Raw genomic sequence first — 22,570 nt, 5'->3', positions numbered from 1 at the left:
TCCGATCTGTCGCCCTCGCGGTGACCCGCCCACGCCCCGCCCGAGGGGTACTCAGCCTGCCAGGGTCTTCAGAAGGCGAAGCCGTCCGTCTCGCCCAGGGGGCGGATGTCGGTGGTGATGAAGTACTCCACGCCTCGTTCGCCTACTCATGCCGACGCAGGCACGCAGGACCACCGAAGTCAGTTGTCGCCGGTCGGGACGTCGTGACGGCCCCAGAACCTGTCCGGACTGCTCCCACAGCCGTACCGCCGGGCTCGGTGATACCGCGCTGTCCGCCGTATCCTGACCGCACACGGGAAGGAGCCGTCCATGAGCGTCGACGCGATCGTGCACACCGAGTTCCCCAAGGGGTACACGGTCCTGTTCGGGGCCGACGGAAAGGTGATCATGACCCCGCGGAGCGAGGAGCACTCCAGCACCATCAGGTCGATGCAGATCGACTCCGCTCTCGCCCTCGGCCGTCACGCGAAGGTCACCTCAGATGTCTGCATCGACTTCCCCGCCGACGAGAACTCCGCCCCCGACCTGGCGATCCTGCGCGAGGACGCACGCAAGGAAGGCAAGCGCTACAGCTTCGAGGACGTCCTGCTGATCTCCGAGGTCGTCTCGACCTCCTCCGCGCGCAAGGACTATGACGACTGCACCGCTAAGTACGGCCGCTACGGCATCCCGATCTACCTGGTCGTGGACCCGTACGCCCAGGAAGTCGTCCTCCACACCCAGCCGACCTCCACGGGGTACATCGCGGCACACACGCACAAGTACGGCACGGGCAAGCTCCCCATCCCCCTGGCCGACGGCCGCACCTTCACCCTCGACCTCGACGAACTCCCGCGTCCGGAGCCCGAGGCAGACGCCCGCTGACGAAGGACTGCCGGTGCGGCGGTCGGCTGGTCATGCGGTCGGCGTCTTGAGCCGGGCGGCCGCCTCCTCCAGCACCTCCGTCCGCTTGCAGCCGGTGAAGACATGAGCACGGCGCTTAACGCACTCACTTCGTGGAGGTCAGACCCACAAGCGCCACGCTCCCTGTAGGGGCATCCCGCCCCCGCAGGCCGGGTCTTCACCCGGATGCAAGGGGGTCCCGTGAGCGTTCCGACGTTCCGGCCGATGACGACGCCGTTCAAGACGATTGACCCGAGCGGGGATCTTGATATCTACGCTCGGAAGTCCGTAGCCCGAAAGGGCCAGCGAGACACCGAACTGAGCGTAGGCCAGCAGATCGAAGACGGCATTCGTTGGGCCAAGTGGAATGGGTACACACCGCGCCACGTGTGGGTAGACCACGGAATCAGCGGCTCGAAGGACGTTAAGCGACCCGGTTACGACGCTGGCCTTAACGCGCTGGAGACCGGAGAAATCAAGTGCCTTTGGTCGTACAAGCTCGACCGTTTCAGCCGTCGCGGTGCGCTGGCCGTTCTGACCATCATGGAACGGCTCGAAGGTCGGCGAATCTTCTTCGGCGCTGACAATCTCGACACCAGCGAACCGAAAGACCGCCGCATGATCATGTGGCGTGCCGAGGATGCAAAGGAGTTCAGCGACCAACTGTCAGACCGCGTGTCCGACTCATGGCGCTACTCGAAGGATCAGGGCTATTGGCTGGCCCCGCGTGTTCCCTACGGTCTGAAGAAGACCAAGAATCGCAAGCTAGTCCCCGACAACTCGCCTGCGATTCCTGGCAAGGCAGACGGCCCGACAAAGGCCGACGTAATCCGCCGCATCATTTCCGAGATTGCGGAGGGTGCGACAGCGCCGACTGTGGCGGAGGAACTTAACACTGAAGGCATTCCGTGCCCGAGCGGTGGCAAGTGGTCACCGCAGTACATGTATCGGGTGGTCAAGAATCCCGCTTACATCGGACTCCAGCCGTCCTCTAAGTGGTTCGAGCGGGAAGACCCGATTCACCGGAATGCGGAAGGGCGCCGGGTGAGCGTCGGAAAGGCATTGGTCAGCGAGGCACTGCAAATGCGGGCGCGCAAGGTGGTCAAGGGCCGCACAAAGCTCATGGGCGAAAAGTCCACCCCGGCCCGGCGTGGAGTCCGCAGCCTGCCCAAGCACCTTCTTTCCGGATTGCTGCACTGCGCTGGGTGCGGGCGGAAAATGGTTCGGCGCGGCATGTCCTACAACTGCCCGCACAAGACGAGCGGTGGACGGCCGTGCGATGCCCCGGCTTCCGTCATGGCCAAGTACGCGCATGAATTCGTGTTCGCCGCGTTCGTCAATCGGCTCACAATGAGCGAGCCGGATGACGCGCTGATTTTGGCGGTCGCTACCCGATGGCTGGCCGCGAACCGGCCCGACGCTGTGAGCGAGCGAAAGGAACTTGCCGAAAGCGTGGAAAACGCAAAGGCAGAGTTGAGTGATCTGCTTGACGCTCGTTACAAGCGGGGAGAGTTCAGCGGTCCTGCGGCGGAGTACTTCCCCGGTCTGTTGGCCGAGGCAGAGGACAAAGTCAGGCTTGCGGAAAAGGCGCTTAGCTCTGTGCCCGAGCCGACGGCCGACGTTGATTTCCTCACCGACCCCGAGCAGATCCAAGAGGCTTGGCAGGCAGCGACCGAGGAACAGCGGCGCGGGTTGCTGGCACTGGCGCTTGACGGGGTTTGCGTACGACGGAAGTTCGGGGCCGGACGTACGAAGGTGACTGCCGAGCGGTTCCACTACGCATGGGCCGGATTCACGCGCATCGTGGACTTGCCGAAGTCCGAGCCGGTGAACGCAGAGGCAGCGTTGGCCGCGTAGGCAGCGCTGAGAGGTTTTCAGGGCCCGGTGGGATTAACTTCCCCGCCGGGCCTTTCTCGTGCCCGCAGACGGCCGCACAGCCGCTCTCACGGACCGGCCAGCGCCGAGGGGTTGGGCACGCATGCCGACAACGACCCTGCCAGGGCCCACAGATGGCCGTCTGAGCGTCGCTCTCCCGCTCGCTGGCCCATGGATACCGGGCGGCCCCTGGCAGGCCGTCAGAGAGCCACATGGAAACCTGTAGCCAAGCAATTACACACAGTTACTACAGGTTGCGGCCGGCTCGGATCGGCCGGTTTTTCAACTCGCCTTTTCGGTACCGGAGTTGGCCTATGCGGCACACCTCAACGTTGAGGTGTGCTCTTAACGCACACACCTCGTGGAGTTCGGAACCGCTACCAGGAGAGAACAGCGAGGAGGAAACGCGGTGCCGATCACTCAGACGCTCGACCTTGAAACGCTGGTTACCCGGATGAACGAATGGGCCAGCGAAACGGACACAAAGCGCGGCCGACTTGTCCGCGTATTCCGTAGCCCCAAGACCAACCGGCACGACCTACAGGCGGCCCGGCTGCTACTGCTGATCCAGGAAGCCGAGGCGTGCGCCTAAGAGAAACCCCCGTCTCTCACTGACGGGGGTTTTTCATGACCGAGTTTAGGGACATTCGAGGACAGGGCATGTCCCGCAACCACCTTTAGGGAATCCCTCGTGTCCCTGAACTCGGTTTAGAAATCAATGCTTGTCTACGCAACACGCTTTAGGGACACACCTCGTGTCCCGAAAGGAACGAAACACCATGACCAAGAACGAACTAATTTCTCTCCTGCGCGACGCTGAGTCGGTGCTGTGGGAATCAGTCGGAAAGGGAATCAGTGGGGCCGAGGAAACGCACCAGCGGATAGCCCTAGCACTGCGGGCAGAGGCAATAGCAACGGCTGTCGGTATGTGTGTGAGCTGCGGGAATGCCCTTACGCAGCCGACCACCGGCCGCCCGCGCATGTACTGCGGGGAGGCTTGCAAGAAGCGGGCCTATCGCGCCAAGCGCGTACAGCGGGAAGGCTGAGCCGTTCTCTCTTATTTCTTATCTTTCTTAGGTGTGACGATTGTAAATGTAGAAGTGACGGTATGTACGAGAGCAGAAGAGAAGTCCAGTAGCCACAGAGCTACCGTCACATCTGCACGTCGAAACGTCACGCCTCCCCGCCCTATCGAGGAGGAACACAAATGGGCTATTACGCGTGGCAGGCCCAAGAGAGTCACTGCGTGGTCTGCGGTACCGCGCTGTCTGGTCGACAGGAGAGGTACTGCGCTAGCAAGTGCCGACAGCGACAGTTCCGCATGTCTCAACTGACGAGCGATCAGCTATGGGCCAAGCGTGCGGGTAAGGACTGCGAGGAGTGTGGAGAGCCGTTCGACCCGAAGAACACGCGTCAGCGTTTCTGTTCTCCGAACTGCGCCGTTCGCGCTGAGGACGAGAAAATCAAGGCGCGCGAGGAAGCCGAATGCCAGTTGGACGGCTGCGAGAACAACGCCGGGTGGGATGGAGTCGGCCGAGCGCGCAAGTATTGCAGTGCGGCGCACCGCACAAAGGCATACCGGCTCCGTAAGGCCGCTGAGCGGGCATCTGAGAGCCATTGAGGGCCGAGCCGGTCTCTCTGGTTACTGGCGCGGAGACAGGCTCTCACAGAGGCGCAGAGCCCTTTTAGGCACCCCGAGCCGGCTCGGTATCAATGCCATAACGGATCACGTCAGCCGGTCGCTATTCCAGCGCTTTTCCGCGATTTCGCTTAACCAACTCACCTCGTGGTGTGCAGGCGGTTTGGTCGTCTGCGTTCCCCTCGTGTCGGCGTGTGGCCGGTCGTTCTCTCCTTCGGCCGGTCCACCCTTCAACGTTGAGGTGTGGTGCGCGACTCCCGCCCCTGCGGCCGTTACCCGCAACCCCCTAATTCTTCGGTTGAGTTGCCTCACGCGCGCACAAAGCGGCGGAGCGCTCACCGGTGGGCCCCCTTGCCCGCTGTGGTCTGTAACGGAGACCTGGCGAGTAAGGGGGCCCTTTTGCATATCCGAGAGGGAACGCAGATGGAACTAGCCAACAATGACTTCCGGAAGGCCGTCACTTACACCGACGCAGCCGCCAAGCGGATTGAGAAGCTGGAAAGCGTTGTCCACAAGGCCACGCGACCGGACGACATTTGGACGCCGGAATATCAGATTCTCGGCACCGATCCGTGGCATTGTGACTTGGCCCCGGCTATCGCCGCTGACCGTTGGGCAAAGGTCGCGGAACTTGACCAGCTTTGCTACGACCTAGAGGAACGGTGGTATGAGCTGGAGAGCGAGGCCGAGGACATCCGCGCGAATGCCGCCAAGGCGCACGCTGACGCGCTGCGAAAGGGCACCAAGACACCAGCAACAGCCACCAAGTCGCTAGAGGCGTACGCGGCCCTTGAGGGTTGCTCGCTGGCGCTTTCGGAGACGGCCAACGAACTACGCCGGGCACGGGGAGCATATGAGGCACTGCTAAAGGATCGCGCATTCCTTGAGGAGTACCGCACCGCCGTCATTGCTGAATTCAACGCACAGCGGAAGCGGGCCGCCGAGGCTTTCAGTGCTGCGGCTGGTGTCATCAATGCGACGCGCAGCCGTTACAACACGCTTCACACGCTGACCATGGGCGGTCTACTCGATATCCCCGAGGATGCACAGGGCTACCTAGTTCTGCGCAATAAGGGGTGGGCGCAGGCTGATCTATCATCCGCTGTCGATGTGATTTCTCGGCAGGTGCGCGAGACAGACCCGTTCCTTTCCGGTGAGTTCCTGACTGCGCCTATGGACGAGATCAACGCCAAGGCGATTGAGACGGCCGAGGAGATCAAGGCCAAGCTTTACCCAGACCGTCAGAACTACCTAGCCGAGACTGGCGGTGTGGTGAACACCGGCCTTAGTTCCTATTCCTCGTTCAAGTAGGCAGCCATAAAGCGGGGTCGGCACTCGGACACCGGCCCCGCTGTCGAGAGGAATTCCCATGGCATGGGAGACAAGCGACCGGCGTAAGCGACTACCGGCCAATTGGGAGCGGATACGCGCCCGAGTGATTCGACGGGAGGGGGGTCGCTGTGAGGCCGCCCTACTCGACACCGGCCAGCGCTGCGGGGAATCCGGCTCGGACGTTGACCACATTGTGAGGGGCGATAACCACGCCCTAGACAATCTGCAATTGCTCTGCCGCTGGCATCACACGCGGAAGACGCAGGCCGAGGCTGCGAAAGCACGGGGGCCCCGGTTGCGAACACATATCGACCGGAGGGACAGAGAGGCTCCGCCCGATCCTTGGTGATCCTCGGTGCGAGCGCTGCAATTCGCTTTGCCTCGCTGTGAAATAACGCTAGGTAACGGCCGGCTCGGGTCACTCAGAGTGGCGAAAGGGGTGGGGGGTGACCCCTTTTCGGCCCCTTTCCGGACCGCAAGCGTATAGCCGTCGGCTCCGAGCGTGCCCGCATCGCTGTCAGGTGCAGCAATCCATAACCCACCGTAAGGAGGTGGCATGTCCAATACCCGCAGGTCAGACACATTCCGTAATGAGATTACGGACGCTTTCGACCTTGACCCCGATCATGCGCGCATCGTTGACCAGGCCGCGCGCATCCTTGACGAACTCGCCCTTATGGAATCGGCCGTCTCCGAATACGGCCCGATTGTTCAGGGCCGCTACGGCCCGCAGATCAATCCCGCGCTAGAGCAAGCTGATAAGCACCGGAAGACGTTTATGGCGCTACTCAAGTCGCTAAACCTTCCCCGCGAAACTCACGCCGAGATCGTGGATATGACCGAGGCCGCAGCGTCTAAGGCTCGCAGCGATGCAGCGCGAAAGGCCGCCCGCGCACGTTGGGGGAATCGAGGATGAGCCGTCGTCGTTATGCCGCCGCCGCGCCGTTGCCGGTCCGCGTGGAACGCTTGCTATCGCTTCCCGCCCCTACTCCCGCTGTTGCGCTTGACGTGCTAAGCGAGCATCCCGAGGCGGCGAAGCTATACAGCGAGGATGCCGCCGAGTGGATTACGGATCGAGAGCTGTCCGCGCCGTATTTCAACGACACAGCGCACGCGGTGATGATGGCCGAGGTTAACCGGGATCACGCGATTGACGATTGGTTCCGGTCCCTCGGGTTCGCCGGTAGTGAGCTTTTCCGTTCCGCGCTCTATTCGGCGAGGCTGATTGGTTTCGGTATGCCGCCGCTGGAATCGTCGGTTCTGCATTTGCCCGCGCTGCGTTGGTCGGCCCGTTGCGCCGAGCGTCAGCACGTACTAACCACGCCTCAACGTTGAGGTGTGCTCATGACCACAAGGAGAACGCGAATGCCCGATGGCCCGCTGTTCGTACAGGTGGACCTAGTCCATGACGCGCGGAAGCGATGCCGAGAATGCGGCCGACTCCGCAGCGTGCGCATGTTCACCCCCAACCTGAATTGCCCGGACTACCGCAACCCTCTTTGTGACGACTGTGAGGAACACGAGAATGACGACCCGCCGCGTTTGTCGTCGGCCCGGTTGTGGGCGTGAATGCCCGCCGCAAGGGGGAAGCCGAGGACGTAAGCCGTACTGCAATGTCCTGTGTGCTCGCTGGCATCGGGCCTTCCTGGCATTCAATGAGAATGGAGCGGCCCCCGGACGCGACAGCGCAACAGATGCCGTTCTGTTCGCTGGTCTGCTTTCGCTCGGACTGAATGACGGAACCGCGCCGGTGGTGTTCGAGCTAACCGAGGCTTACAGGCGGGCAGGATGAAACCGACGCGTGTCGTCCTCGGGCCGAATGGTTGGGAACCCTCGGAGGAATCGGCCCCGCCCGGCAAGGTGGCATGGCGCTTTCCTCGCTCGCTGCCTATCCGGCTACCCGCTCCACCCCGGCTACTGCCGAGCCGACCGACACCCCGAGAGGGACGGCCCCGGAACTGCTGTACCCGATGACCACACTTCAACGTTGAGGTGTGCTACGAACCCCCGATGGCCCCGCCCGGCTGTCGGGGGTTTCTTGCGTTTCCGGGGCACCTTCGAAAGAAAGGCGGCTATCCGAGCCGGCGAAGGGTGAGCGGGTACCGTTCGGCCAGTGCTCCCAAGGATTTTCGCCGCCTTTGATTCCTAGGCCGCAGAGTCGAGAACGGCCCGCACCTCGGGTACGTCGGCGTACTCAGCGAGCCGGGCCAGTACCACCCGCACCCGTTCCGCTGTCCGCTCGCTGGCTACGTCGGCCGACAGCGTGAGCACCCGTTCCGCAGTCGCCGCCGCTTCCTCGGGTTCGTTCGCGTCGGCGTAGGCCACGGCCAGCCACGAGAGGTAGAGCGCCATTTCCCGTGTGTGTGTCGCGTCGTACCGGCCGAGCACATCACGCAGCAGTGGAACGGCGCGGAGCGGTCGGCGCAATTCGGTGTAGACGCGGGATTCCATGACTTGCAGTTCCCCGGAATCGACCCAGTAAAGGTACGCCGGAGACTCGGTTCCCTCGCTGTCCTCGGTCAGTGCCTCGCTGGCTTCCCCGAGGGCGCGCATTGCGTGCTGTGCATTCTCGGTTCCCCCGGCTTTCGTGTGGGCCCATGCCACCCGATCGAGGTACAGCGCGCGGGCCTTTGGGGGAGCGTCGGGCCCGGCCCCGTCGAGAGCGGCGCGGGCAAGGTCTGCGCCCTCAACTTCCCTGCCGGTATTGGAGAGTTGATAGGCCAGCGATCCGGCGAGGTTCCCGGCTAGCGTCCGGTCCTCTGCCTGCGTCGCTGCGCTGAGACCGAGCCGGTAGATGCGCTCCGCTTCCTCGTGCTTGCCAGCGTCGGACGCAATCCATCCCGCAATCTGCGCCAACTCGCCTATCTGGATAAGAAGCTGACGGCCCGTTAGATCAGAGTAACTGTGCTCTCGATACATTCGAACACTCTTGCGAAGCTCTCGCAGCGCGGGCCGCATGAGATCGCCACCGGCTAGGAAGTCATCGGCCAGCCGTAGGCCGTGCACCCGCTGCTGCAAGTCGTCCACCTGCCCCATGCCGATACGGCCCCCTGTACGGACACTCAGAGGCTCTAGCGGGTCGTCGGCGGGTAGGAAGTCGGCCAGCGTCGGCAAGGGCGGCTCTGCGGGTGTCACGGGCGCTGTGAGCACTTCGACGGGAACCCCGAGGGCCGCAGCGATGAATGGGAGCCATTCACGGGGCGTGCGGCGTCCCGTCTCCCACCGACTGACCTCTTGGCGGCCGACCGGTTCGCCCTGGACTCCAGCGGCCCGGCAGACCTCCCGCGCTAGGCGTGCCTGACTCCACCCGAGGCGTTCACGCTCTCGTCTGATGTTGGCCCCGACGCTGCTCCCCATGGGTCCAGTCTGGCCGACAGTTGGCCTACACGTGGCCGCTAGTCCGGACTCCGCCCCGGAGTGATGATCTTCCGGACCGAACCGAGGGGACGGCGACGATGGCGAGTCAGACGCAGACCGACACGGACGCAAGACAGCGCGAGTACACGACGTACGCCCCGCCCGGCGAAAAGTGCCGGAAGTGCAAGCGGCCGTTTGCGTCGCTGGAGTCGTGCCGCAGGGTGGCCAATGAGCGTGCGTCAGGTACCCCGAGTGCCGACCGGTACGAACACGCGGAGTGCCCCAAGTGAGCGCCCCTGCAAAGCGTCTGAACGCCCGTCTGACGGCCTTACCGGCTCCGGAGCTAGTCAGCCTGCGGGACGCTCCCGGAGAGGCTGAGAACGTCGTACAGGCCCCTTGGTGGGAGGAGTACGACGGCACCCGAGATGCGCGGTCCGGCGTGATCGCGTTTCCGGCCGGTGCCCTCCCTCCGTGCTCGGTGCCCGGCTGTCGTCGCTGCGCCGACCGGAAGGGGGCGTGATGGTCCGCGCAACGTACCGGTTCCGTGAGCACACGCTGACCCCGGCTCCGGAGCTTGACCCCACCGCCTTTGCCATGCAGTGCAAGCACTGTGGCGAGAGCAGCGACAGCAGCGAGAACCAAGCCGATGGCTCCGAGTGGGCTACCGGCCACCTCAAGGCCAACCCCGGCCACCTGGCCTACACCGAGGTAATCGGCCGTGCCTATCGCTTCGTACCGGGAGAGTGGCAGTGACCGCGCTGACCGGTCGCCTATAAACTCCGCCCCTGCTGACGCATGAGAATTGGAGGCTCCCCCGTCTTCCATTCGATTTCCGGCAGGGGCGGGCAATACTGCCGATGCGTAACAGCGTGTCGGTCCGCTGAAAATGTGGGAGGTACAGAAATGCGTGCATGGTGGCTCACGATGGCCGACGGCGGGCAGGACGACAGCGACAGCGGGAACAAGCACGGCGGCGGCGGGTCGGACGAGGGCGGCAACACGAACGACGGTCAGGGCCCGGCGGACGGCAAGTAAGCCGATGAGCACAAACAGCGAAAAGGAGGCGGGTCCCCAGGGGCTCGCCTCCGCGCTCATGGAAAAGGGCGCACTCAAAAGCGATTGGTTGCCCGCGTTCAACGCGGTGCCCCGGCATCTGTTCGTACCTGACGTGATCTGGCCCGGTCGCGCTGGCATGAATCGGCAGGATGACCGAGTAATCCGCAGCGAGGAACCCGATACGTGGTGGACGGCCGTTTACCGTGACGCGCCGATCACGACGCAATGGGATGACGGAACGTACACCGGGCCCGGAAAAGGCAAGATCCCGTCAAGCTCCAATTCCATGCCCACCATGGTTTTCTCGATGCTGGACGCGCTGAACGTCGAGGCCGGACAGCGGGTGTTGGAGATCGGCACCGGTACCGGCTGGAATGCCGCGCTGCTGTCTCACCGGGTCGGCGCTGAGAATGTGTTCACCGTTGAGGTAGACGAGTCCAGCGCGCGGGATGCGCGTAAGCGGCTGAATGACGCCGGATTCGATCCCGTCTCGATAGTCGGGGACGGGGCCGAGGGATACGCCGAGGGTGCCCCGTACGACCGCGTAATTGCCACGGCGTCAATCGGTCGTGTTCCCCGGCAATGGGTGGCACAGACGAAACCGGGCGGGATCATCGTTGCGCCGTGGGGGCCGACTTACGGAGGGGAAGCGGTGGCCCGTCTCGCTGTGGCCGACGACGAATCGGCTACCGGGTGGTTCGTGGGTTCGTCGGCATTCATGCGGCTACGCGATCAGCGCACCGCACGGAAGCACGTCCGCGAATACCTCGGGGGCCGGAAGTGGCCAGCGGACGGACGGCGCAGCATGACCAGCCTTTCCCCGGAAGCGGTGGGGGACTGGCCCGTCATGTTCGCAATCGGCGTTCAGGTTCCCGAGGCTTTCCCGTGGGCCGAGACCTACGACGATGGCTCTTACACGCTGTGGCTCCGGGACACCGCTGTCACGTCGTGGGCAACGGTCGATTACGAGCCGAGCCGCGAGGAATTCGAGGTCTACCAATCCGGCCCCCGGAATCTCTGGGATGAGGTGGTGTTCGCCTACCAGTGGTGGGACGACCAAGGGCGGCCCGGATTCGAGCGGTTCGGTCTCACCGTGGACGGCGACGGCGAGCGCGTGTGGCTCGACCGGCCAGACAACCCCGTGCCCGTCGTCGGTGGGTCGTAACAACCTGTCAGCGGCCAGCGAGCGGCCCCGTCCGTGCGTCCTCCCCCGGCGCATGTGCGGGGCCGAAGCTGTTGTTACATGCGTTTGCGCAGGCCAGACAGCCTATCGATTGCTTCGCGCAACTTAACGGTACGCTTGCAGAACGCGAACCGCACGAACGGCGCGCCCGCCTCGCGGTGGTCGTAGAAGACGGCGTTCGGGATCGCCACCACCCCGCAGCGTTCGGGCAGGGTGCGGCAGAAGGCGAAACCGTCGCTCTCACCGAGGGGCCGGATGTCGGTGGTGATGAAGTACGTGCCGGCCGGGCGGAAGACCTTGAAGCCCGCCCGCTCCAGGCCGCCCGCGAGCAGGTTCCGCTTGGCCAGCATGTCCGCGCGGAAGTCCGCGAAGTATGAGTCGGGCAGGTGCAGGGCCTCGGCCACGGCGTACTGGAAGGGCCCAGAGGCGACGTACGTCAGGAACTGCTTGGCCGAGCGGACGGCCGAGACGAGCTCCCGGGGCGCCGTGACCCAGCCGACCTTCCAGCCCGTGAAGGAGAACGTCTTGCCCGCCGACCCGATGGTCACCGTCCGCTCGCGCATCCCCGGGAACGTGGCGAGCGGCAGGTGCTCGGCGTCGTCGAAGACCAGGTGCTCGTACACCTCGTCCGTCACGACCAGCAGGTCCCGCTCGACGGCCAGCTCGGCGATCGCGGCCAGCTCCGCACGGGTGAGGACCGTGCCGGTCGGGTTGTGCGGGGTGTTGATCAGCAGCAGCCGGGTGCGGTCGCTGACGGCGGCGCGCAGCTCGTCGAGGTCGAGCCGGAAGCTCGCGCCGCCCTCGTCGACATGCGGGCGCAGCGTCACCGGCACGCGCGTCCCGCCCGCCATCGCGATGCAGGCCGCGTACGAGTCGTAGTACGGCTCCAGGGCGATCACCTCGTCGCCCGGCTCCAGCAGCGCCAGCAGCGCCGCCGCGATGGCCTCGGTGGCGCCCGCGGTGACCAGGACCTCGGTGTCGGGGTCGTACGACAGGCGGTAGCGCCGCTCCTGGTGCGCGGCGATCGCCGTACGCAGCTCGGGGATGCCCGGGCCCGGCGGGTACTGGTTGCCGCGCCCCTCCCGCAGGGCCCGTACGGCCGCCTCACGGACCTCCTCGGGGCCGTCGGTGTCGGGGAAGCCCTGACCGAGGTTGATGGAGCCGGTCCGCAGGGCCAGCGCGGACATCTCGGCGAAGATCGTCGTCCCGAACTCGGCGAGCCGGCGGTTGAGCAAGGGGCGGGTGGTGGAGGTCATGGCGGTCATCCTGCGCCCAAGCTCTGGAGTTCCTCAACTCTGCTTTGCGCCGTGAGCCGGCCGGGCATCTCCCTGCCACGCACCGAGCGGGAGGCGCCCACGGGGGGACGCCTCGGTCCGCTTCGGGGGAACGGAAGGAGGCTGACGCCATGGGTACAGGCATCGTCGTGGCGCTGGTCGCAGTGGTGTTCGTGGTGATCTTCGTGTCCGTCGCGCGCAGCGGTGGACGTCCGGCCCACCGCTCGCACAGCAGCCGTGGGGGGCGCTCGCACGACAGCGGCGGCAGCTGGTGGGCCGGCGGCGGAGACAGCGGCTCCTCCTCCTGCGGGGGCGGCTCGTCCTGCGGAGGCGGGTCGTCCTGCGGAGGCGGCGGGGGCGGGGGCGGATGCGGTGGCGGAGGCAGCTGACACGGGGCAGCTGAGCTCCCGAGCAGGGGGAACCGCATCCGGACGGAGCGGGGCCGGTACCTGGGGCCGGCCCCGCTCCGCTGTTTCCGTCGTACGGCTTGCGGAGGGAGCGGGTGCGCTCCGGCGCACGCTCCGGCCGGATCGGCGTACGCCGGAGTTGAACAGGTGAGCTGATAAGCCCTCTGAGGGATGGAAACCCCACGAACTTGGGTAAAAACGCTGTGGTGGCGCCACAGTTCATGATTCCCTGAAATCACCAACGCAGCCCCTCGGACGTCCCGCGGACACCCTTCTGACCGGCCGACTGGGCTGACCGGGCCGATCTCCCGGTGCCGGCCGGGAAACGCCGGAGACCGACACCTCCCTTTCTTTGTGTGCTTGCGGAGCCGATCCATGCTCACGACCCTGAACACCGCCTATTCCGACACGCGCGCGGCCGACCTCGCCTGGGCCCTGGGGCGGGAGCCGCTGCCCGCGCTGGCCACGCTGGACCTCGAACTGACCGGCGCGAAGCTTCAGTTGCGACTGCTCGGCGCGTCCCACCAGGTGCTCCTGGAGGAGGAGCGGGGCGACTGCTCGGAGACGGTGGCCTGCATGCCCGGCAGCAGCACCCCGCTGCCGCTCGGCGTGGCCAAGCGGGCGGACGACTGGGAGTACGAGTTCGCGGCCCGGGTGGAGATCCTGTCGCCGGGTCAGTTCGCGGGCCGCGCCCAGGAGTTGCTGGCCCTGGTCGCCGACCACCCGCACGGCCTCGCCGGCGTGTTCCCCGGCAGCCCGCACGCCTTCACCGCGATGCTGGCCCAGCACCACGAGGGGCAGGTCCACTGGCGGACGTGGCACGCGTACCCGCAGGACGGGCAGTTGGTGGCCACGCGGACGAAGGTCGGAGTGCGGGTGCCGGCGTCCGGTTCCGGGCGGCGGAAGCGGCGGTCACCGCTCGGCGCCGGACCAGACGATCTCGGCCCGTCCGACCTTTGAAACGTCCCCCGCCTCAACAACACACGTGTGGGTGACGAAGCGTGCCGCAGGCGTAACGTACCGTCGGCAGCGTGATCGAACCGCACGCCCCCGCCCCACCCGGCACAACGGCGCACCGGGGCGGCTGTGCGCGGCTTCCGGTCCGGCCGGGCACCGGGCGGTTCCTGGTCCTCGCGGGCGTCTTCGTCTGCGCCGCCTGCGGACTCGTGTACGAACTCCAACTCGTCGCGCTCGCCTCGTACTTGATCGGTGACTCGGTCACCCAGGCGTCCGTCGTCCTGTCCGTCATGGTCTTCGCGATGGGCATCGGCTCCCTCGTCGCGAAGCGCCTGCGTCCGCTCGCCGCGGCCGGCTTCGGCGCCATCGAGGCCGTACTCGCCCTCGTCGGCGGATGCAGCGCGCTCGCCCTGTACGCCGTCTTCGCGTGGACCGGCGCCTGGGGCGGGATGTGGGCCAACGGACCCCGCGGCCTCCTCGTCGCCTTCTCCCTCACCATCGGCCTGCTGATCGGCGCCGAAGTACCGCTGCTGATGGAGCTGATCCAGCGCATCCGGCGGCAGGACGCGGGCGGCGCGGTGGCCGACCTGTTCGCCGCGGACTACGTCGGCGCGCTCGTCGGCGGCCTCGCCTTCCCGTTCCTCCTCCTGCCCCTGCTCGGCCAGTTGACCGCGGCCCTGATCACCGGCGCCGTCAACGCCGTCGTCGGCGGCGCGCTCGTCCTCGGCCTGTTCCGGGGCGACCTCACCCGCCGCGCCCGCTGGCTGCTGGTCGTCGCCAACCTCACCGTGCTCGGCCTCCTCGCCTCGGCCGCCGTACTCGTCGACGACTTCGAACGGGCGGCGCGGCACGCGGTGTACGGACGGGACGTGCGCGTGGCGCTCCACACCGAACTCCAGGAGGTCGTCATCACCGGCGGCACGCACGGCCGCCCCCTCGACCTCTTCCTCGACGGTCGCCTGAGGGTCAGCGGCCGCGACGAGCGCCGCTACCACGAGGCGCTGGTCCACCCCGCGATGAGCGGCGAGCACAGCCGCGTGCTGATCCTCGGCGGCGGGGACGGACTGGCCGCGCGCGAGGTGCTGCGCCACCCCGGCGTGCACCGGGTCGACGTCGTGGAAGTCGACGCCGGCGTGGTGCGGCTGGCCCGCCGGGACCCTCCGCTGTCCGAGCTCAACGGCCATGCGTACGACGACTCCCGCGTCCACGTCATGACGGGCGACGCCTTCAGCCGGCTGCGGGGAGCACCGGCGACGTACGACGTCGTGATCTCGGACCTGCCCGACCCGGGCATCACGGCCAGCGCGAAGCTGTACTCACAGGAGTTCTACGGCCTCGTCCGCCGCGCCCTGACCCCGCACGGCCGCCTCGCGGTGCACGCCGGGCCGGTCTCCGCCCGCCCCCGCGTCTTCTGGACGGTCGACACGACACTCCGGGCGGCGGGCCTGCGCACCGCCCCGTACCGGGTGACGGGCCGAGACTCCGGCTTCGCGCCGGGCCCCGACCGCTCGGCTGGGCCGACGCGAGCGCCGCACGACTGGGGGTTCATCCTGGCGGGGCCGGGTGAACGGCCGGCGCTGCGGCTCCGGGCGGGGGAGGGGGCGCCGCGGGTCGGGACGTTGACGCAGGAGGAGCTTTCGGCGGACGCGGGGGCGGCGGAGGGGACGCGGGTCGGGGGGCTGGCGGCGTCGACGCTGGTGCATCCGCGGTACTGAGGTGCCGGAGGGTACCTCCGGCGTCGCGGTGTCGGGTGAGAATCCTCGGATGTACGGGTGCGGTTCACGCCATGCTGGGTAGGCTCGCTCAGCATGGAGCATGAGGTGTTCGTTCCGGTTGAGGCCGAGCGGCTCAGGGCGGTGCTGGCCGACCCCGTCCGGGTCGCCCGGGCGGTCCCCGGGCTCCAGCAGGACGCGGGTGCCGAGCCCGTCGCCGGGCGGCTGAAGGTACGGGTCGGCGGTCACACCATCACCTATCGGGGCGCTGTGCGTGTCTCCGCGCGTGAGGACGGTTCGTACGCCGTCGAGGGCGACGCGACCGAGGCGCGCGGCACCGGCTCCGTGAAACTCGCGCTGACGGTGCGGGTGGGGGAGGCCGAGGGCGGCTCCACGGTGCGGTTCGAGGGGTCCGCTTCGGCGGACGGACGGGTCTCGGAGTTCGCGGCGGAGGCGGTGGGATCGGCCGTGGCGCGGCTGCTGAACCGTTTCGGGGAGCAGTTGGGAGCGGTGGCGGGGGAGACGGAGTCCGACGCCGGGGAAGGGCTGGAGGAGTTGGCTCCCGGGGAGTTCGAGACTCGGGTCACCAGTGACTTCGAGACGACGCCGGATGCTGATGATGCCGCGGTGCCTGGGCCTGGGCCTGGGCCGGAGTCGTCCGTCTTCGACGCAGAGGTTCCGCCGTCGTCGCTCGATCCGGCGGCTGATGTGGCCGATGAGGTGGACGGGGCCGAGGGGGCCGAGGACGGTGCCAAGGGGGACGCGGCGGACGATGACGCGGGGGGCGTGGCCGAGCCTGCCGTCGCCGAGGCGGCTCATGCGCGGCGGACGATGATCGGGCGTAGTGCGGAGGAAGTGGATCACGCGCCGCCGCGGGGGCGGTATGCGCCGGTGCCCGCGCCGCAGACCGTCGCGCCGAGTTCCGCGTTGCGGTGGGCCGCGCCGGCGGCCGCGGTGGTGGTGGCGTCGGCGATCGTGGTGGGGCGGTTGTTGCGGCGGAGGCGTTGACCCGCGGCGGCGTTGAGCGGGGTTCTTCTCGCTCCCGCCGCCCCTACTTGGGGGCCTGCGGCCCCCAGACCCCCGCTTTCGGCCCTGAACGGGCCTCGTCCTCAAACGCCGGACGGGCTGGATGGTGCAGGCCGGGGCCAAGGGGCGTGGTCTTCTGGGGGCTTGATCGTCCCAGTAGGGTCGTCCCGTGAGTGACGAAGACATCACGCTGACCGCGGGCGACGCGGAGGTGGACGTGCTGCCGGGGAACGGCGGGCGGGTCGGTGGGCTGCGTGTCGGGGGGAGGGAGTTGCTGCGGCAGGGGGAGCGGTTCGGGTGTTTCCCGATGGTCCCCTGGTGCGGGCGGATCCGGGACGGCCGGTTCCTGGACGGTGCCGTCGTCCGGCAGATGCCGCTCAACGCCCCGCCGCACGCCATCCACGGCACCGCCCGGGACGGCGCCTGGAGCGTCGCGCGGGTCACCGGCGACGAGGCGGTCATCACGTACGACCTGGTCGAGCCCTGGCCCTACGCCGGCCGTGTGACCCAGGTCGTCGGGCTCACCCCGGACAGCCTCACCCTCACCATGTCCGTCGAGACGTACGAGACCTCCTTCCCGGCCCAGATCGGCTGGCACCCCTGGTTCAACCGGAACCTCGGCGGCGACGGCGCCCAGGACGTCCGCCTCGACTTCAGCCCCGCCTGGCAGGAGGAGCGCGGCGAGGATCATCTGCCGACCGGCAACCGGATCGAGCCGAAGCCCGGGCCCTGGGACGACTGCTTCGGCATGCCCGGCGGGGTCGACGTCACCCTCACCTGGCCGGGGCAGCTGGAGCTGAAGGTCAGCAGCCGTGCGGAGTGGGTCGTCGTGTACGACGAGCAGGAGGCCGCCGTGTGCGTCGAACCGCAGACCGGGCCGCCCAACGGGCTGAACACCATGCCCCGCCTGGTCACGCCCCTGGAGCCGCTGGAGGCCACGACCGTCTGGAGCTGGCGGCGCCTCTAAGCTGGGCGGCATGACAGACGTACGCGGCGAGCTGCTGCAGCAGATCAAGGACAAGGCCGTGGTGCACGGCAAGGTGACCCTGTCGTCGGGTCTCGAAGCCGACTACTACGTCGATCTTCGGCGCGTCACCCTCGACGGGGAGGCGGCCCCGCTGGTCGGGCAGGTGCTGCTCGACCTCACCGCGGAGCTGGAGTTCGACGCGGTGGGCGGGCTCACCATGGGTGCCGACCCCGTCGCCGCCGCCATGCTGCACGCCGCCGCCGCGCGCGGGAAGAGGCTGGACGCCTTCGTCGTACGCAAGGCCGCCAAGGCGCACGGGCTGCAGCGCCGGGTCGAGGGGCCGGACATCGCCGGACGGCGGGTGGTCGTCGTCGAGGACACCTCCACCACCGGTGGCTCCCCGCTCGCCGCCGTCGAGGCCGTGCGCGAGGCGGGCGCCGAGGTCGTCGCCGTCGCGACGATCGTCGACCGGGCCACCGGCGCCGCCGAGAAGATCCAGGAGGGGGCCGGGGTGCCGTACCTGTTCGCGTACTCCAAGGACGAGCTCGGTCTGGACTGACGGACGCTCGGAGCATCCCGGTTCGTCTGGAAAGATGGGGCCGACGACGACGTCACACACCCCCCAAGGTCTAGGTCAGGGCCGTAAGAAAAGCGCAGAGCAGCGCAGTAACGCTGTACGTCAACCCGCACACTCAAGGAGCGGACAGATGCCCATCGCAACCCCCGAGGTCTACAACGAGATGCTCGACCGGGCGAAGGCAGGCAAGTTCGCCTACCCGGCCATCAACGTGACCTCCTCCCAGACCCTGCACGCGGCCCTGCGCGGTTTCGCGGAGGCGGAGAGCGACGGCATCATCCAGATCTCGACTGGTGGCGCCGAGTTCCTGGGCGGTCAGCACAGCAAGGACATGGTCACCGGCGCCGTCGCCCTGGCCGAGTTCGCGCACATCGTCGCCAAGAAGTACGACATCACCGTCGCCCTGCACACGGACCACTGCCCGAAGGACAAGCTCGACGGGTACGTACGTCCGCTGCTCGCGGTGTCGGAGGAGCGCGTCGCCCGCGGCGAGAACCCGCTGTTCCAGTCGCACATGTGGGACGGCTCGGCCGAGACCCTGGCCGACAACCTGTCCATCGCGCAGGAGCTGCTGGAGCGCGCCCGCGCCGCCAAGATCATCCTTGAGGTCGAGATCACCCCGACCGGCGGCGAGGAGGACGGCGTCTCCCACGAGATCAACGACTCCCTGTACACGACGGTCGACGACGCGATCCGTACGGCGGAGGCCCTCGGCCTCGGTGAGAAGGGGCGCTACCTGCTCGCCGCGTCCTTCGGCAACGTCCACGGCGTGTACAAGCCGGGCAACGTCGTCCTGCGTCCGGAGCTGCTGAAGGAGCTCAACGAGGGCGTCGCCGCCAAGTACGGCAAGGCCGCGTCTCCTGGCCCCTTCGACTTCGTCTTCCACGGCGGCTCCGGCTCCACCGCCGAGGAGATCGCGACCGCGCTGGACAACGGCGTCGTCAAGATGAACATCGACACCGACACGCAGTACGCCTTCACGCGTCCGGTCGCCGACCACATGTTCAAGAACTACGACGGCGTGCTCAAGGTCGACGGCGAGGTCGGCTCGAAGAAGACCTATGACCCGCGGACCTGGGGCAAGCTCGCCGAGGCGAGCATGGCCGCGCGGGTGACGGAGGCGTGCTCGCACCTGCGCTCCACGGGGACGAAGATCAAGTAGTTCCTCTCGGCTTCCTCGGGGAGCGTCCGGGCCCGGCGCCTGTCTACGGCGCCGGGCCCGCTGTATACCTGGGGCATGCCCGATGTCCGGTTGGCCTCACCGCAGGGCAAGTGGATCCTGCTCACCACCGTCCTCGGCTCCGGCATGGCGATGCTGGACTCGACCGTCGTCAACGTCGCCCTCCCGCGCATCGGCCGCGACCTCGACGCCGACCTCGCGGCGCTCCAGTGGACGGTCAACGCGTACATGCTCACGCTGGCCGGGCTGATCCTGCTGGGCGGTTCGCTCGGGGACCGGTACGGGCGGCGCAGGGTCTTCGTCGTCGGGGTCGTCTGGTTCGCCGTCGCCTCGCTGCTGTGCGGCATCGCGCCGAACGCCGGGGTGCTCATCGCCGCCCGTGCCTTGCAGGGCATCGGCGGGGCGCTGCTCACGCCGGGTTCGCTGGCCCTCATCCAGGCGTCCTTCCATCCCGACGACCGGGCGCGGGCGGTCGGCCTGTGGTCGGGGTTCGGAGGCATCGGCGCCGCCGTCGGCCCGTTCCTGGGCGGCTGGCTGGTGGACGGGCCGGGCTGGCGGTGGGTGTTCCTGCTCAACGTCCCCCTGGCCCTGCTGTGCGTCCCCGTCGCCGTCCGCCATGTCCCCGAGTCGGGGGACGGCGGCAGGCACGGCCGCTTCGACGTGCTCGGCGCGGCCCTCGGCGCCCTGTCCCTCGCCCTGGTGACGTACGCGCTGATCGAGGCCCAGGAGGGCTCGCTGGTCGTGCCCCTCACCGCGGTGGCGGGCGTGGCCGCGGGGATCGCCTTCGTCTACGTCGAGAGGCGCCGCCCGGACCCGATGATGCCGCTCGACATCTTCTCGTCCCGCCAGTTCACCGCGGTCAACCTGGTCACGCTCTGCGTCTACGCGGCCTTCGGCGGCTTCTTCTTCCTCGCCGCCCTCCAGCTCCAGGTCGTCGTCGGCTACTCCGCCCTCGGCGCCGGTACGGCGTTGCTGCCGACGACCGCCCTGATGCTGCTGTTCTCGGCCCGCTCCGGCGCCCTCGCCGACCGGATCGGCCCACGCATCCCGCTGACGGTCGGGCCGCTGCTGTGCGCGGCCGGACTGCTGCTGATGCTGCGGGTCGGCCCGGACGCCTCGTACGCCGTCGACGTCCTCCCCGCCCTGCTGGTCCTCGGCCTCGGCATGGTCACCCTGGTCGCCCCGCTCACCGCCACGGTCCTGGCCTCCGTGAACACCGCCCGCGCGGGCCTGGCCAGCGGCATCAACAACGCGGCGGCCCGGGCGGCGGGCCTGGTCGCGGTGGCCGCGCTGCCCCTGCTCGCCGGGATGGGGGAGGAGGCGTACCGCTCGGCCGGGGCCTTCGACGAGGCGTTCGGGCGGGCGATGCTGATCTGTGCGGGACTGCTGGTCCTCGGGGCCGGGGTGGCCCTCGCGACGGTACGGCCCCTCCCACCGGACTGCCGCCGCCCGGAGTGCCGCCACCACGGGGCGATCACGGCCCCGCCGTTGGAGGGGGTGCGCGGGAGGGCGCGGGTGTCGGTGGAGGGGGAGGAGGCTGGGGCGGAGGGGTAGGGGTAGGGGTAGGGCGTTCGGGCGTCGTGGGGTGGCGGGGGTGGCGGGGGTGGCGAGTCGGGGACGTGCCCCGCCATCGCTACGGCCCACGGGGCGTGGTGGTGGTCGCGTCGGGGTGGTTTTCACGGCGGTGGGGGCTTTGCCGCCGGGTCGCCGTCGCCCGGGGTGATCACGGTCCTGCCCGAGGGGGGCGCGGAGCAGGTCGCGGCTGTCGGCGGATGGGGTGCCGGGGCGGAGGGGGTGGTCGGGTCGGTGCGGGAGGGCGTTCGGGGCGTCGTGGGGTGGTGGGGTGGGGTCGGGGGTGAGGGTGTACACCGTCGTGGCTGTGGCCCGCAGTGCGTGTTGGTGGTTGGGGCGGAGGTTTTTGCGACGGTAGTGGTTCGGCGGCGGGGCTGCCGCTGTCCGGGGTGGTCACGGCCCGTGGCTGAGGGGGCGTGGGGCAGGTCATGGCTGTCGGGGGATGGGGTGGTCGGGTCGGAGGGGTGGGGCGTTCGGGGCGTCGTGGGGTGGTGGGGGGCGAGCCGAGGGGGCGTAGACCGGCATGACCGCGGCCCACGGGGCGTGTTGTGGTGGCCGGGGCGGGGTGGTTTTCGCGGCAGTGGGGGCTTTGCCGCAGGGCTGTCGTCACACGGGGTGATCGTGGCCCGCCCTCTGGAGGCGGCGCGGAGCGGGGCGTGGCTGTCGGGGGCCAGGAGGGGTAGGGCGCCGGGACGCCTTGGGGGATGGCCGGGCGGGACAGAGTGCCCGCCGGGCGTGGTGATGGCCCACACTTGAACGCATGGCCATTCACGAAAACCTCCTCGGGGGCCCGCCCCCGACCCACCTCCCCGACGACCCCGAGCCCCGCGAGCTGCTCGCCGGCGGCACCGCCCCCGCGGACGTCGCCGCGAAGTACCCGACCTCCTCGCTGGCCTGGGCCCAGCTGGCCGACGAGGCGTTCGAGCGGGGCAGCGTCGTGGAGTCGTACGCCTATGCCCGTACGGGCTACCACCGCGGCCTGGACTCGCTGCGGCGCAGCGGCTGGAAGGGCCACGGCCCGGTCCCCTGGGAGCACGAGCCGAACCGCGGCTTCCTGCGCGCCCTGCACGCCCTCGCCCGCGCCGCGGGCGCGATCGGCGAGCAGGAGGAGTACGAGCGCTGCACGCAGTTCCTGAAGGACTCCTCGCCGACGGCGGCCCAGACGCTGGGCTAGCCGGACCGTCATGGTGGCCCGCCCGGGCGGTGTGACCAGGGCGGGCCTTGCGAGGTCAGGGGGAGATCCCGGAGTATGCCGGGTGGGGACCGGGGCCCCTTTGCCGATAACGGCAGGGCGGACCGCTACCCGGAGTTACACAGGAGACAGCGATGTCCCAGCAGGCTCACAAGCCCACGGATATCTCCGCGGAGACTCAGGAGCCCGAGACCCCGAATCTCGACTTCGCGGGCACGACACCGTACGAGGACTACGTCAAGGCGGACGTGCTCACCCACCTCCAGCACACCCTCTCCGACGATCCCGGAGAGATGGTCTTCCTGGTCACGACCCAGGTCATGGAGCTGTTCCTGCACCGGGCGGTCGAGGCGGGCGTGGACGTACGCGGGTACTTCGTCTG

22 protein-coding genes and 1 pseudogene are annotated in these 22,570 nt (G+C 68.1%); 20 read left to right on the top strand and 3 right to left on the bottom strand.

Annotated elements, in window-relative coordinates:
* Positions 1-309 precede the first annotated feature (309 nt).
* The 7 genes from ABZ078_RS41355 (at position 310) to ABZ078_RS41325 (ending at position 7,063) form a co-directional block, all read left to right on the top strand.
* Entirely contained in the window at positions 310-864 is a 555-nt protein-coding gene (locus ABZ078_RS41355) for a Uma2 family endonuclease (protein WP_356583691.1), read from the top strand.
* A 219-nt stretch (positions 865-1,083) separates the two neighbouring features.
* Positions 1,084-2,739: a recombinase family protein gene (locus tag ABZ078_RS41350; RefSeq protein WP_356583690.1), complete on the top strand. Its 1,656-nt coding sequence runs from the start codon at positions 1,084-1,086 to the stop codon at positions 2,737-2,739.
* A gap of 427 nt (positions 2,740-3,166) precedes the next feature.
* On the top strand, positions 3,167-3,349 hold the full coding sequence (locus tag ABZ078_RS41345) for a hypothetical protein (RefSeq protein WP_356583689.1): 183 nt from the start codon (positions 3,167-3,169) through the stop codon (positions 3,347-3,349).
* A gap of 615 nt (positions 3,350-3,964) precedes the next feature.
* Entirely contained in the window at positions 3,965-4,378 is a 414-nt protein-coding gene (locus tag ABZ078_RS41340) for a DUF2116 family Zn-ribbon domain-containing protein (RefSeq protein WP_356583688.1), read from the top strand.
* 441 nt (positions 4,379-4,819) lie between these two features.
* Positions 4,820-5,707, top strand: coding sequence for a hypothetical protein (locus tag ABZ078_RS41335; protein WP_356583687.1), 888 nt, complete (start codon positions 4,820-4,822; stop codon positions 5,705-5,707).
* Between the two features lie 577 nt (positions 5,708-6,284).
* A complete protein-coding gene (locus tag ABZ078_RS41330; RefSeq protein ID WP_356583686.1) occupies positions 6,285-6,644 on the top strand; it encodes a hypothetical protein in 360 nt (119 codons plus the stop codon).
* The gene (locus ABZ078_RS41325) at positions 6,641-7,063 is read left to right on the top strand and encodes a hypothetical protein (RefSeq protein ID WP_356583685.1); all 423 of its coding nucleotides are present in this window, start codon (positions 6,641-6,643) and stop codon (positions 7,061-7,063) included. The genes ABZ078_RS41330 and ABZ078_RS41325 overlap by 4 nt, the downstream gene beginning before the upstream one ends.
* 810 nt (positions 7,064-7,873) lie before the next feature.
* Here ABZ078_RS41325 and ABZ078_RS41320 read toward each other — a convergent pair.
* The gene (locus tag ABZ078_RS41320) at positions 7,874-8,764 is read right to left on the bottom strand and encodes a hypothetical protein (RefSeq protein ID WP_356583692.1); all 891 of its coding nucleotides are present in this window, start codon (positions 8,762-8,764) and stop codon (positions 7,874-7,876) included.
* A gap of 123 nt (positions 8,765-8,887) precedes the next feature.
* Positions 8,888-9,085, bottom strand: a pseudogene (locus ABZ078_RS41315) (helix-turn-helix transcriptional regulator); the annotation flags it as partial.
* 471 nt (positions 9,086-9,556) lie between these two features.
* On the opposite strand from ABZ078_RS41315, the gene ABZ078_RS41310 reads away from it, so the two are divergent.
* The 3 genes from ABZ078_RS41310 to ABZ078_RS41300 all read left to right on the top strand — a co-directional run bounded on the left by ABZ078_RS41310 (position 9,557) and on the right by ABZ078_RS41300 (position 11,306).
* On the top strand, positions 9,557-9,838 hold the full coding sequence (locus ABZ078_RS41310) for a hypothetical protein (protein WP_356583684.1): 282 nt from the start codon (positions 9,557-9,559) through the stop codon (positions 9,836-9,838).
* 150 nt (positions 9,839-9,988) lie between these two features.
* Positions 9,989-10,120 carry a hypothetical protein gene (locus ABZ078_RS41305; protein WP_310872062.1) on the top strand — a complete coding sequence of 44 codons (132 nt, stop codon included), beginning with the start codon at positions 9,989-9,991 and terminating at the stop codon, positions 10,118-10,120.
* A 4-nt stretch (positions 10,121-10,124) separates the two neighbouring features.
* On the top strand, positions 10,125-11,306 hold the full coding sequence (locus ABZ078_RS41300) for a methyltransferase domain-containing protein (protein WP_356583683.1): 1,182 nt from the start codon (positions 10,125-10,127) through the stop codon (positions 11,304-11,306).
* 74 nt (positions 11,307-11,380) lie between these two features.
* On the opposite strand, the gene ABZ078_RS41295 is transcribed toward ABZ078_RS41300, so the two are convergent.
* Positions 11,381-12,589 (bottom strand): pyridoxal phosphate-dependent aminotransferase, encoded by a 1,209-nt coding sequence (locus ABZ078_RS41295; protein ID WP_356583682.1) that lies wholly within the window; start codon positions 12,587-12,589, stop codon positions 11,381-11,383.
* A 140-nt stretch (positions 12,590-12,729) separates the two neighbouring features.
* Here ABZ078_RS41295 and ABZ078_RS41290 point away from each other — a divergent pair, with 140 nt between their 5' ends.
* From ABZ078_RS41290 to ABZ078_RS41245, 10 genes are all read left to right on the top strand, one after another.
* The gene (locus ABZ078_RS41290; protein WP_356583681.1) at positions 12,730-12,987 is read left to right on the top strand and encodes a hypothetical protein; all 258 of its coding nucleotides are present in this window, start codon (positions 12,730-12,732) and stop codon (positions 12,985-12,987) included.
* Positions 12,988-13,380: 393 nt separating this feature from the next.
* Complete coding sequence (locus tag ABZ078_RS41285; protein ID WP_356583680.1) at positions 13,381-13,965, top strand: DUF2617 family protein; 585 nt, start codon at positions 13,381-13,383, stop codon at positions 13,963-13,965.
* Between the two features lie 71 nt (positions 13,966-14,036).
* A complete protein-coding gene (locus ABZ078_RS41280; protein ID WP_356583679.1) occupies positions 14,037-15,677 on the top strand; it encodes a polyamine aminopropyltransferase in 1,641 nt (546 codons plus the stop codon).
* A gap of 93 nt (positions 15,678-15,770) precedes the next feature.
* Positions 15,771-16,682, top strand: coding sequence for an SRPBCC domain-containing protein (locus tag ABZ078_RS41275; protein ID WP_356583678.1), 912 nt, complete (start codon positions 15,771-15,773; stop codon positions 16,680-16,682).
* 187 nt (positions 16,683-16,869) lie between these two features.
* Entirely contained in the window at positions 16,870-17,667 is a 798-nt protein-coding gene (locus tag ABZ078_RS41270; protein ID WP_356583677.1) for an aldose 1-epimerase, read from the top strand.
* Positions 17,668-17,677: 10 nt separating this feature from the next.
* On the top strand, positions 17,678-18,226 hold the full coding sequence (pyrE, locus tag ABZ078_RS41265; RefSeq protein ID WP_356583676.1) for an orotate phosphoribosyltransferase: 549 nt from the start codon (positions 17,678-17,680) through the stop codon (positions 18,224-18,226).
* A 148-nt stretch (positions 18,227-18,374) separates the two neighbouring features.
* Positions 18,375-19,406, top strand: a complete 1,032-nt coding sequence (gene fbaA / locus ABZ078_RS41260; protein WP_356583675.1) for a class II fructose-bisphosphate aldolase — start codon at positions 18,375-18,377, stop codon at positions 19,404-19,406.
* A 75-nt stretch (positions 19,407-19,481) separates the two neighbouring features.
* Positions 19,482-20,978 carry an MFS transporter gene (locus ABZ078_RS41255; protein WP_356583674.1) on the top strand — a complete coding sequence of 499 codons (1,497 nt, stop codon included), beginning with the start codon at positions 19,482-19,484 and terminating at the stop codon, positions 20,976-20,978.
* Positions 20,979-21,756: 778 nt separating this feature from the next.
* Positions 21,757-22,170 (top strand): DUF3151 domain-containing protein, encoded by a 414-nt coding sequence (locus tag ABZ078_RS41250; protein ID WP_356583673.1) that lies wholly within the window; start codon positions 21,757-21,759, stop codon positions 22,168-22,170.
* 152 nt (positions 22,171-22,322) lie between these two features.
* A partial coding sequence (locus ABZ078_RS41245; RefSeq protein ID WP_356583672.1) for a tryptophan 2,3-dioxygenase family protein occupies positions 22,323-22,570 on the top strand: 248 nt, incomplete at its 3' end.

This window comes from Streptomyces sp. NPDC006385 (assembly GCF_040612485.1).
Lineage (GTDB): Bacteria > Actinomycetota > Actinomycetes > Streptomycetales > Streptomycetaceae > Streptomyces.
The sequence above is the reverse complement of the archived record's forward strand: the minus strand, read 5'-3'. Positions and strand labels throughout refer to the sequence as shown.

What these genes read in the sequence shown, in the direction of transcription:
- ABZ078_RS41290 (WP_356583681.1), top strand. Translation starts at nt 12,730, where the DNA reads ATGGGTACAGGCATCGTCGTGGCGCTGGTCGCAGTGGTGTTCGTGGTG.
- ABZ078_RS41330 (WP_356583686.1), top strand. Translation starts at nt 6,285, where the DNA reads ATGTCCAATACCCGCAGGTCAGACACATTCCGTAATGAGATTACGGAC.
- ABZ078_RS41325 (WP_356583685.1), top strand. Translation starts at nt 6,641, where the DNA reads ATGAGCCGTCGTCGTTATGCCGCCGCCGCGCCGTTGCCGGTCCGCGTG.
- ABZ078_RS41300 (WP_356583683.1), top strand. Translation starts at nt 10,125, where the DNA reads ATGAGCACAAACAGCGAAAAGGAGGCGGGTCCCCAGGGGCTCGCCTCC.
- ABZ078_RS41320 (WP_356583692.1), bottom strand. Translation starts at nt 8,764, where the DNA reads ATGGGGCAGGTGGACGACTTGCAGCAGCGGGTGCACGGCCTACGGCTG.
- ABZ078_RS41255 (WP_356583674.1), top strand. Translation starts at nt 19,482, where the DNA reads ATGCCCGATGTCCGGTTGGCCTCACCGCAGGGCAAGTGGATCCTGCTC.
- ABZ078_RS41275 (WP_356583678.1), top strand. Translation starts at nt 15,771, where the DNA reads ATGGAGCATGAGGTGTTCGTTCCGGTTGAGGCCGAGCGGCTCAGGGCG.
- ABZ078_RS41250 (WP_356583673.1), top strand. Translation starts at nt 21,757, where the DNA reads ATGGCCATTCACGAAAACCTCCTCGGGGGCCCGCCCCCGACCCACCTC.
- ABZ078_RS41355 (WP_356583691.1), top strand. Translation starts at nt 310, where the DNA reads ATGAGCGTCGACGCGATCGTGCACACCGAGTTCCCCAAGGGGTACACG.
- fbaA (WP_356583675.1), top strand. Translation starts at nt 18,375, where the DNA reads ATGCCCATCGCAACCCCCGAGGTCTACAACGAGATGCTCGACCGGGCG.
- ABZ078_RS41285 (WP_356583680.1), top strand. Translation starts at nt 13,381, where the DNA reads ATGCTCACGACCCTGAACACCGCCTATTCCGACACGCGCGCGGCCGAC.
- ABZ078_RS41305 (WP_310872062.1), top strand. Translation starts at nt 9,989, where the DNA reads ATGCGTGCATGGTGGCTCACGATGGCCGACGGCGGGCAGGACGACAGC.
- ABZ078_RS41295 (WP_356583682.1), bottom strand. Translation starts at nt 12,589, where the DNA reads ATGACCGCCATGACCTCCACCACCCGCCCCTTGCTCAACCGCCGGCTC.
- pyrE (WP_356583676.1), top strand. Translation starts at nt 17,678, where the DNA reads ATGACAGACGTACGCGGCGAGCTGCTGCAGCAGATCAAGGACAAGGCC.
- ABZ078_RS41340 (WP_356583688.1), top strand. Translation starts at nt 3,965, where the DNA reads ATGGGCTATTACGCGTGGCAGGCCCAAGAGAGTCACTGCGTGGTCTGC.
- ABZ078_RS41335 (WP_356583687.1), top strand. Translation starts at nt 4,820, where the DNA reads ATGGAACTAGCCAACAATGACTTCCGGAAGGCCGTCACTTACACCGAC.